Genomic DNA, 6,394 nt, shown 5'->3' with positions numbered 1-6,394 from the left:
GGGGGGGGGGGGGGGGGGGGGGGGCGATGCGGGCAGTGAGCCTCGGCCATGAGGATGCGCCCCCTCACCCGACCAGCTGCGCTGGTCGACCTCTCCCCGCGCGCGGGGAGAGGTGAGGTCTGCTGCGGGGAGAGCCTGAGACCGCGCGTTTGCTACCAGCTCGCCGTGCCCTTCATGGTGGGCACGCCGTCGGCGTTGGCGGTCCAGACTTCGAAGCCGGTGCCGGCTGCGTTGGCGTTGACCGAGAACTCCGCGCCGTCGAACAGCGGCTGGACGCCGCGATACGCGAAGGTCTTCGGCGCCGCCCCCTTGAGCTTGGCGGCGAATTCGACCAGCAGGGCGGCCTGCATCGGGCCGTGGACGATCAGGCCCGGATAGCCTTCGACCTCGGTGACGTAGTCCCGGTCGTAATGGATGCGGTGGCCGTTGAAGGTCAGCGCCGAATAGCGGAACAGCAGCACCGGATCGGCGAGGTGGCTCTCGCGATGCTGCGCGGCCGGCGGCGCGGCGGCGGGCTTGGCGGGGGCGGCCGGCGCTGCAGAGGGCGGCGGCACGTCGCGATAGACGATGTCCTGCCGATCGCGGATCGCGACGCCGCGGGGCGTGGCGATCTCGTGGTTGACCGTGACGAAGCACAGCGTGCCGGTCGAGCCCTGCTTGATCTGGACGTCGCCGATCGTCGAAGTTCGCGTCACCTCGTCGCCGACCTTCAGCGTGTCGATGAACTGCAGCTCGCCGCCCGCCCACATCCGACGCGGCAGCGGCACCGGCGGCAGGAAGCCGCCGCGGGTGGGGTGGCCGTCCGGCCCCAGCATATCCATCGGATACACCGGCTGGCCGAGGCACCAGTGCACGGTGAAGGGTGCTGCGTCGCCGGTCTCAGGCTGGCCGACGTCCAGGAACAGCGTCGCGCGCAGGCCCTTCACGAGTTGCGGCGTGACGAGGTCGGTAGCCTGTTCGCTGCGGCCGATCCACTGCCGGAGATGATCGATGTCGAGCGCGTCGGTCATGTTGGTCCTCGCTGACTTGTCCGCTTACTTGCGCTTGTCGCCGATGCCCGGCACGGCGCCGTAATGCCGGTCCTCGCCGATCACGATCGCGGCCGGTGCCGGATAGGCGACCTTGCCGTTCGGCGTCTCGACCTCGATCCGGCGCAGATGCGGATGATGCGACAGATCTTCCATGGTGTTGACTTCGGCGAACGCGATGTCGGCGCTGGCGAGGTGTTCAAGCAAGTCGTCGCGGGTCAGCGAGCCGAAGATGTCGGCGACGATCTTGTCGGTGTAGGCGCGGTTCTTGACTCGCTCGACGCCGTTCTTCAGCCGCGGATCGTTCGGCAGATCCGGCTGGCGCAGCACGTCGGAGCACAGCTTCTTCCACTCCCGCTCGCTCTGGATCGAGATCAGGATGTCCTTGCCGTCCTTGCTGGTGAACACGCCGTAGGGCGCGATCGACGGATGCGCGAGGCCGAGCCGCTTCGGCGGATTGCCGGCTTCGGCGTTGAGCAGCGGCACCGTGAGCCAGTCGGCCATGACGTCGAACATCGAGATGCGGATGTCCGCGCCTTGCCCTGATCGCCCACGGCCGATCAGCGCTTCGAGGATCGCCGCATGCGCAGCGGCGCCGGTGGCGACGTCCACCACCGACATGCCGACGCGCGACGCGCTCTCCGGCCCGCCGGTGATCGAGGCGAGACCGCTCTCGGCCTGGATCAGCAGATCATAGGCCTTGCGATGCGCGTAGGGGCCATCGTCGCCGTAGCCGGAGATGGTGCAGATGATCAGCTTCGGATAGTCCGCGCGCAGCCGCTCGCGGGTGAAGCCGAGCTTGTCCATCGAGCCGGGCTTGAGGTTCTGCAGCAGCACGTCGGCGGAGGCGATCAGCTTTTCGAGTTCGTCGCGGCCTTCCTTCGTGGAGAGATCGACCACGGCGGATTCCTTGCCGCGGTTGAGCCAGACGAAGTAGCTGCTCTGGCCTTTCGCTGCAGCGTCGTAGCCGCGGGCGAAGTCGCCTTCGGGGCGTTCGATCTTGACGACATGCGCGCCGGCATCGGCCAGCCGAGAGCTGCAATACGGCGCCGCGACCGCCTGTTCGACGGCGATGACGGTCAGTCCTTCGAGCGGAAGCATCCAATCAATCCTGCAATGGCTGCGTCATTGCGAGAAGCGAAGCGACGAAGCAATCCATGCAGTGCTCGGCTCTGGATTGCTTCGCTTCGCTCGCAATGACGAGAGAGGTTAGTACGACCGCGGCATGCCGAGGACGTGCTCGGCGACGTGCGACAGGATCAGGTTGGTGGAGATCGGCGCCACCTGATACAGCCGGGTCTCGCGGAACTTGCGCTCGACGTCGTATTCCTCGGCGAAGCCGAAGCCACCGTGGGTCTGGATGCAGGCGTTGGCCGCTTCGAACGAGGCGTCGGCGGCGAGCATCTTGGCCATGTTGGCCTCGGCACCGCAATCCAAGCCGGCTTCGTACTTGCGGGTGGCTTCCTTCACCATCAGCTCGGCTGCGCGCATGTTGGCGTAGGCCTTGGCGATCGGAAACTGGATGCCCTGGTTCTGGCCGATCGGCCGGCCGAACACGACGCGATCCTTGGCGTAGTTGGTGGCCTTGGCGATGAACCATTTGGCGTCGCCGACGCATTCCGACGCGATCAGGATGCGCTCGGCGTTCATGCCGGACAGGATGTAGCGGAAGCCTTTGCCTTCCTCGCCGATCAGGTTCTCCTTCGGCACCTTCATGTCGGTGAAGAACACTTCGGTGGTGGCGTGGTTCATCATGGTGCGGATCGGCCGGATCTCCAGGCCGTTGTTGCGCGCCTCGCGCATGTCGACCAGGAACACCGAAAGACCCTCGGTCTTCTTCGCCGCCTGGTCCTTCGGCGTGGTCCGCGCCAGCAGGATCATCAGATCGGAATATTCGGCGCGGCTGGTCCAGATCTTCTGGCCGTTGACCACGTAGTCGCCGTTGGCGTCCTTCTTGGCGAAGGTCTTCAGTGAGGTGGTGTCGGTGCCGGAAGTCGGCTCGGTGACGCCGAACGCCTGCAGCCGAAGTTCACCGCTGGCAATCTTCGGCAGCCATTTGGCCTTCTGCTCATCGCTGCCGTGCCGGAGCAGAGTACCCATCGTGTACATCTGGGCATGGCAGCCGCCGCCGTTGCAGCCGGCGCGCTGGATCTCTTCGAGGATCGCCGCCGCAGCCGACAGCTTCAGCCCGGCGCCGCCATATTCCTCGGGGATCAGCACCGACAGATAGCCGGCCTCGGTCAGAGCATCGACGAACGCCTTGGGATAGGCCATGTCGCGGTCGAGCTTGCGCCAGTATTCGCCCGGAAACTGCGCGCACAGTTTGGCGACGGCGTCGCGGATGTCATGGAATTCGTCCTGCTCCGCGGCGGCATGATGTTTCATTGTCGAGGCTGTCTTCTTTTTCTTGGGAGAGGTCAGGAAATGCGAACCGGCAAGGACTCGTAGCCCTTGACGAAGCTCGAATACACCCGCTTCGGCTCCCCGACAACTTCGATGCGGTCAAACCTGTCCAGCATTTCCTCCCAGACGATGCGGAGCTGTAATTCCGCCAGACGCATTCCGACGCAGCGGTGGATGCCGAAGCCGAAGGAGAGGTGAATCTTCGGCCGCTTGCGGTCGATGATGAACTCGTTGGGCCGCTCGATCACCTCGTCGTCACGGTTGCCGGAGACGTACCACATCACCACCCGGTCGCCCTTTCGGATGGTCTTGCCGCCGAGCTCGGTGTCTTCCCGGGCGGTGCGGCGCATATGCGCCAGCGGCGTCTGCCAGCGGATCACCTCGGGCACCATGCTGTCGATCAGCCTGGGATTGGCGCGCAGCTTGGCGAATTCGTCCGGGTTCTCGTTCAGCGCCAGCACCGAGCCGGTCATGGTGTTGCGGGTGGTGTCGTTGCCGCCGACGATCAGCAGCAGGAGATTGCCCATCAGATTGTCGCGGTCCATGTGCCGGGTCGCGTCGTGATGCGCCATCATCGACAGCAGGTCATTCCGTGGCTCGGAATTCACCCGCTCGTTCCACAGACCCGCGAAGGTCGCGGCGCATTCGCCCAGTTCGTCGCGGCGCTGCTGTTCGGACTCGACCACGCCGCTTTTGGGCAGTGCGGTGGCGACGTCCGACCAGCGCGTCAACTTGCGCCGTTGCTCGAACGGGAAGTCGAACAGCGTCGCCAGCATCTGCGTCGTCAGTTCGATCGAGACGCGGTCGACGAAGTTGAAGGTTTCACCACGCGGCAGGCCGTCCAGCACCTTGCGGGTGCGCTGCCGGATCAGCACCGCGAGTTCGTCGAGGTGATCCGGCGTGAACATCGGCGACACCGTCTTGCGCTGCGCCGAGTGCCGCGGCTCGTCCATCGCGATGAAGCTCGGCCAGTCGTAGCCGGGCGGTGCGTCGCGGATCGAAATGCCGCCGAGCGTCGAGTCCGACGAGAAGATCTGGTGGCTGGTGTCGACATGCATGATGTCGTTGTACTTGACGACGCTCCAATACGGCTCGATCGGCGCGTTGGTGCAGTAATGCACCGGCTCCTCGGCGCGTAGCCGCTCGAACCACGGCCATAGCGTGTCGTCGCGGAAGTGCCGCGGCGCGCCGGGATGGAAGTCCTTCAGCGGAGTCGCGTAGGCCTCTTCGCGCGCGGCGCGTTGACGGGCTGCTTTGTCGATGTCGATGGTGCCGTGCATGGGGCCCTCGCTGATGGCGTGTCTGGCGTTTCGCTCCGATGCCGCGTCGCGGCCGTCGGTCTCCGTCGGCTGCCGTCTTGGTCGCGGCAGTCCATTTGGAGAGATTACAACCGGTTGGGGCGGCAAGAGCAAGGCGTGCGCGGCGGCCCTGATAGCGGCTCCGCACAAGATCGCCGGAGCTGTCGGCCCGGATGCCCGGGGTTTTGCGTCGAGGCGCTGGTCAACGGCCGGGAAAGCCGACGGAAAGACCTTTGGAGCCTTCTCAGTCCTGCGGCGTCATGACATGGTGCCGGCCAACCAGAACACGGTTGCGCGGCCCGCCGCGCCGAGGAGTGGAGACAGCCCGACCATGATTTCGAACGCGCAGAGCCTGTTCAATTTCGATCTCGGTGAGACCGCCGATGCGATCCGCGAGACCGTGCGCGCCTTCGCTTCCGACGAGATCGCCCCGCGCGCCGAGGCCATCGACAAGACCAACACGTTCCCGCGCGACCTGTGGCCCAAGCTCGGCGCGCTCGGTTTGCACGGCATCACGGTCGAGGAGGAGTACGGCGGCGCCGGCCTCGGTTATCTCGAGCACTGCATCGCGATGGAAGAGATTTCGCGCGCCTCGGCCTCGGTCGGGCTGTCCTACGGCGCGCATTCCAACCTCTGTATCAATCAGCTCCGCCGCAACGGCAACGAGGCGCAGAAGCGCAAGTATCTGCCGAAGCTGATCAGCGGCGAGCACGTCGGCGCGCTGGCGATGTCCGAGCCGGGCGCCGGCTCGGACGTCGTGTCGATGAAGACCCGCGCCGACAAGAAGGGCGATCGTTACGTCCTCAACGGCAACAAGATGTGGATCACCAACGGCCCGGTCGCCGAGACGCTGGTGGTGTACGCCAAGACCGATCCCGCCGCCGGCCCGCGCGGCATGACGGCGTTTTTGATCGAGAAGGGCTTCAAGGGATTCAGCACCGCGCAGAAGCTCGACAAGCTCGGCATGCGCGGCTCCGACACCTGCGAGCTGGTGTTCGAGGATTGCGAAGTGCCGGAAGAAAACGTGCTCGGCGAGGTCGGCCGCGGCGTCAACGTGCTGATGAGCGGGCTCGACTACGAGCGCGCGGTGCTGGCCGCGGGGCCGCTCGGCATCATGCAGGCCTGTATGGATGTGGTGCTGCCCTATGTGCACGAGCGCAAGCAGTTCGGCGAACCGATCGGCAACTTCCAGCTGGTGCAGGGCAAGGTCGCCGACATGTACGTGACCATGAATGCCTCCCGTGCTTACGTCTATGCGGTGGCGAAGGCCTGCGACCGCGGCGAGACCACGCGCGAGGACGCCGCCGGCGCGATCCTCTACGCCGCCGAACGCGCCACCCAATGCGCGCTCGACGCCATCCAGCTGCTCGGCGGCAACGGCTACATCAACGACTACCCGACCGGCCGCCTGCTGCGCGACGCCAAGCTCTACGAGATCGGCGCCGGCACCAGCGAAATCCGCCGGATGCTGATCGGACGGGAGTTGTTTACGAAGACGGCGTAGTTCGACAGCGCGATCGCCTGGTCAGCACGCTATCGCCGAGCACGACCGAACCTCTCCCCGCGCGCGGGGAGAGGTTCGATCGGCGTAGCGCAGCGAAGCCGATCGGGTGAGGGGGCGTTTCGACAATGCCGAGAGTCCGTGCCTGCGTCGCCCCCCCCCCC

General features: G+C 65.9%; 5 protein-coding genes. 1 reads left to right on the top strand and 4 read right to left on the bottom strand.

Annotation, left to right across the window (positions count from 1 at the left end; all coding sequences use genetic code 11):
* Positions 1–152: 152 nt before the first annotated feature.
* From IP86_RS06310 to IP86_RS06295, 4 genes are all read right to left on the bottom strand, one after another.
* Positions 153–1,010, bottom strand: a complete 858-nt coding sequence (locus tag IP86_RS06310) for an HTD2 family dehydratase (RefSeq protein ID WP_054161669.1) — start codon at positions 1,008–1,010, stop codon at positions 153–155.
* Between the two features lie 24 nt (positions 1,011–1,034).
* Positions 1,035–2,129 carry a CaiB/BaiF CoA transferase family protein gene (locus tag IP86_RS06305; protein WP_054161668.1) on the bottom strand — a complete coding sequence of 365 codons (1,095 nt, stop codon included), beginning with the start codon at positions 2,127–2,129 and terminating at the stop codon, positions 1,035–1,037.
* Positions 2,130–2,237: 108 nt separating this feature from the next.
* A complete protein-coding gene (locus tag IP86_RS06300; RefSeq protein WP_054161667.1) occupies positions 2,238–3,413 on the bottom strand; it encodes an acyl-CoA dehydrogenase family protein in 1,176 nt (391 codons plus the stop codon).
* Between the two features lie 32 nt (positions 3,414–3,445).
* Entirely contained in the window at positions 3,446–4,711 is a 1,266-nt protein-coding gene (locus IP86_RS06295) for a cytochrome P450 (RefSeq protein ID WP_054161666.1), read from the bottom strand.
* A 349-nt stretch (positions 4,712–5,060) separates the two neighbouring features.
* On the opposite strand from IP86_RS06295, the gene IP86_RS06290 reads away from it, so the two are divergent.
* Entirely contained in the window at positions 5,061–6,233 is a 1,173-nt protein-coding gene (locus IP86_RS06290) for an isovaleryl-CoA dehydrogenase (protein ID WP_054161670.1), read from the top strand.
* The last annotated feature ends 161 nt before the right edge of the window (positions 6,234–6,394 follow it).

Source organism: Rhodopseudomonas sp. AAP120, from assembly GCF_001295845.1.
GTDB lineage: Bacteria > Pseudomonadota > Alphaproteobacteria > Rhizobiales > Xanthobacteraceae > Rhodopseudomonas.
This window is presented reverse-complemented; position numbering and strand designations above follow the sequence as displayed.

Coding starts and splice junctions, on each gene's coding strand:
- IP86_RS06300 (WP_054161667.1), bottom strand. CDS start 3,413: ATGAAACATCATGCCGCCGCGGAGCAGGACGAATTCCATGACATCCGC.
- IP86_RS06305 (WP_054161668.1), bottom strand. CDS start 2,129: ATGCTTCCGCTCGAAGGACTGACCGTCATCGCCGTCGAACAGGCGGTC.
- IP86_RS06310 (WP_054161669.1), bottom strand. CDS start 1,010: ATGACCGACGCGCTCGACATCGATCATCTCCGGCAGTGGATCGGCCGC.
- IP86_RS06290 (WP_054161670.1), top strand. CDS start 5,061: ATGATTTCGAACGCGCAGAGCCTGTTCAATTTCGATCTCGGTGAGACC.
- IP86_RS06295 (WP_054161666.1), bottom strand. CDS start 4,711: ATGCACGGCACCATCGACATCGACAAAGCAGCCCGTCAACGCGCCGCG.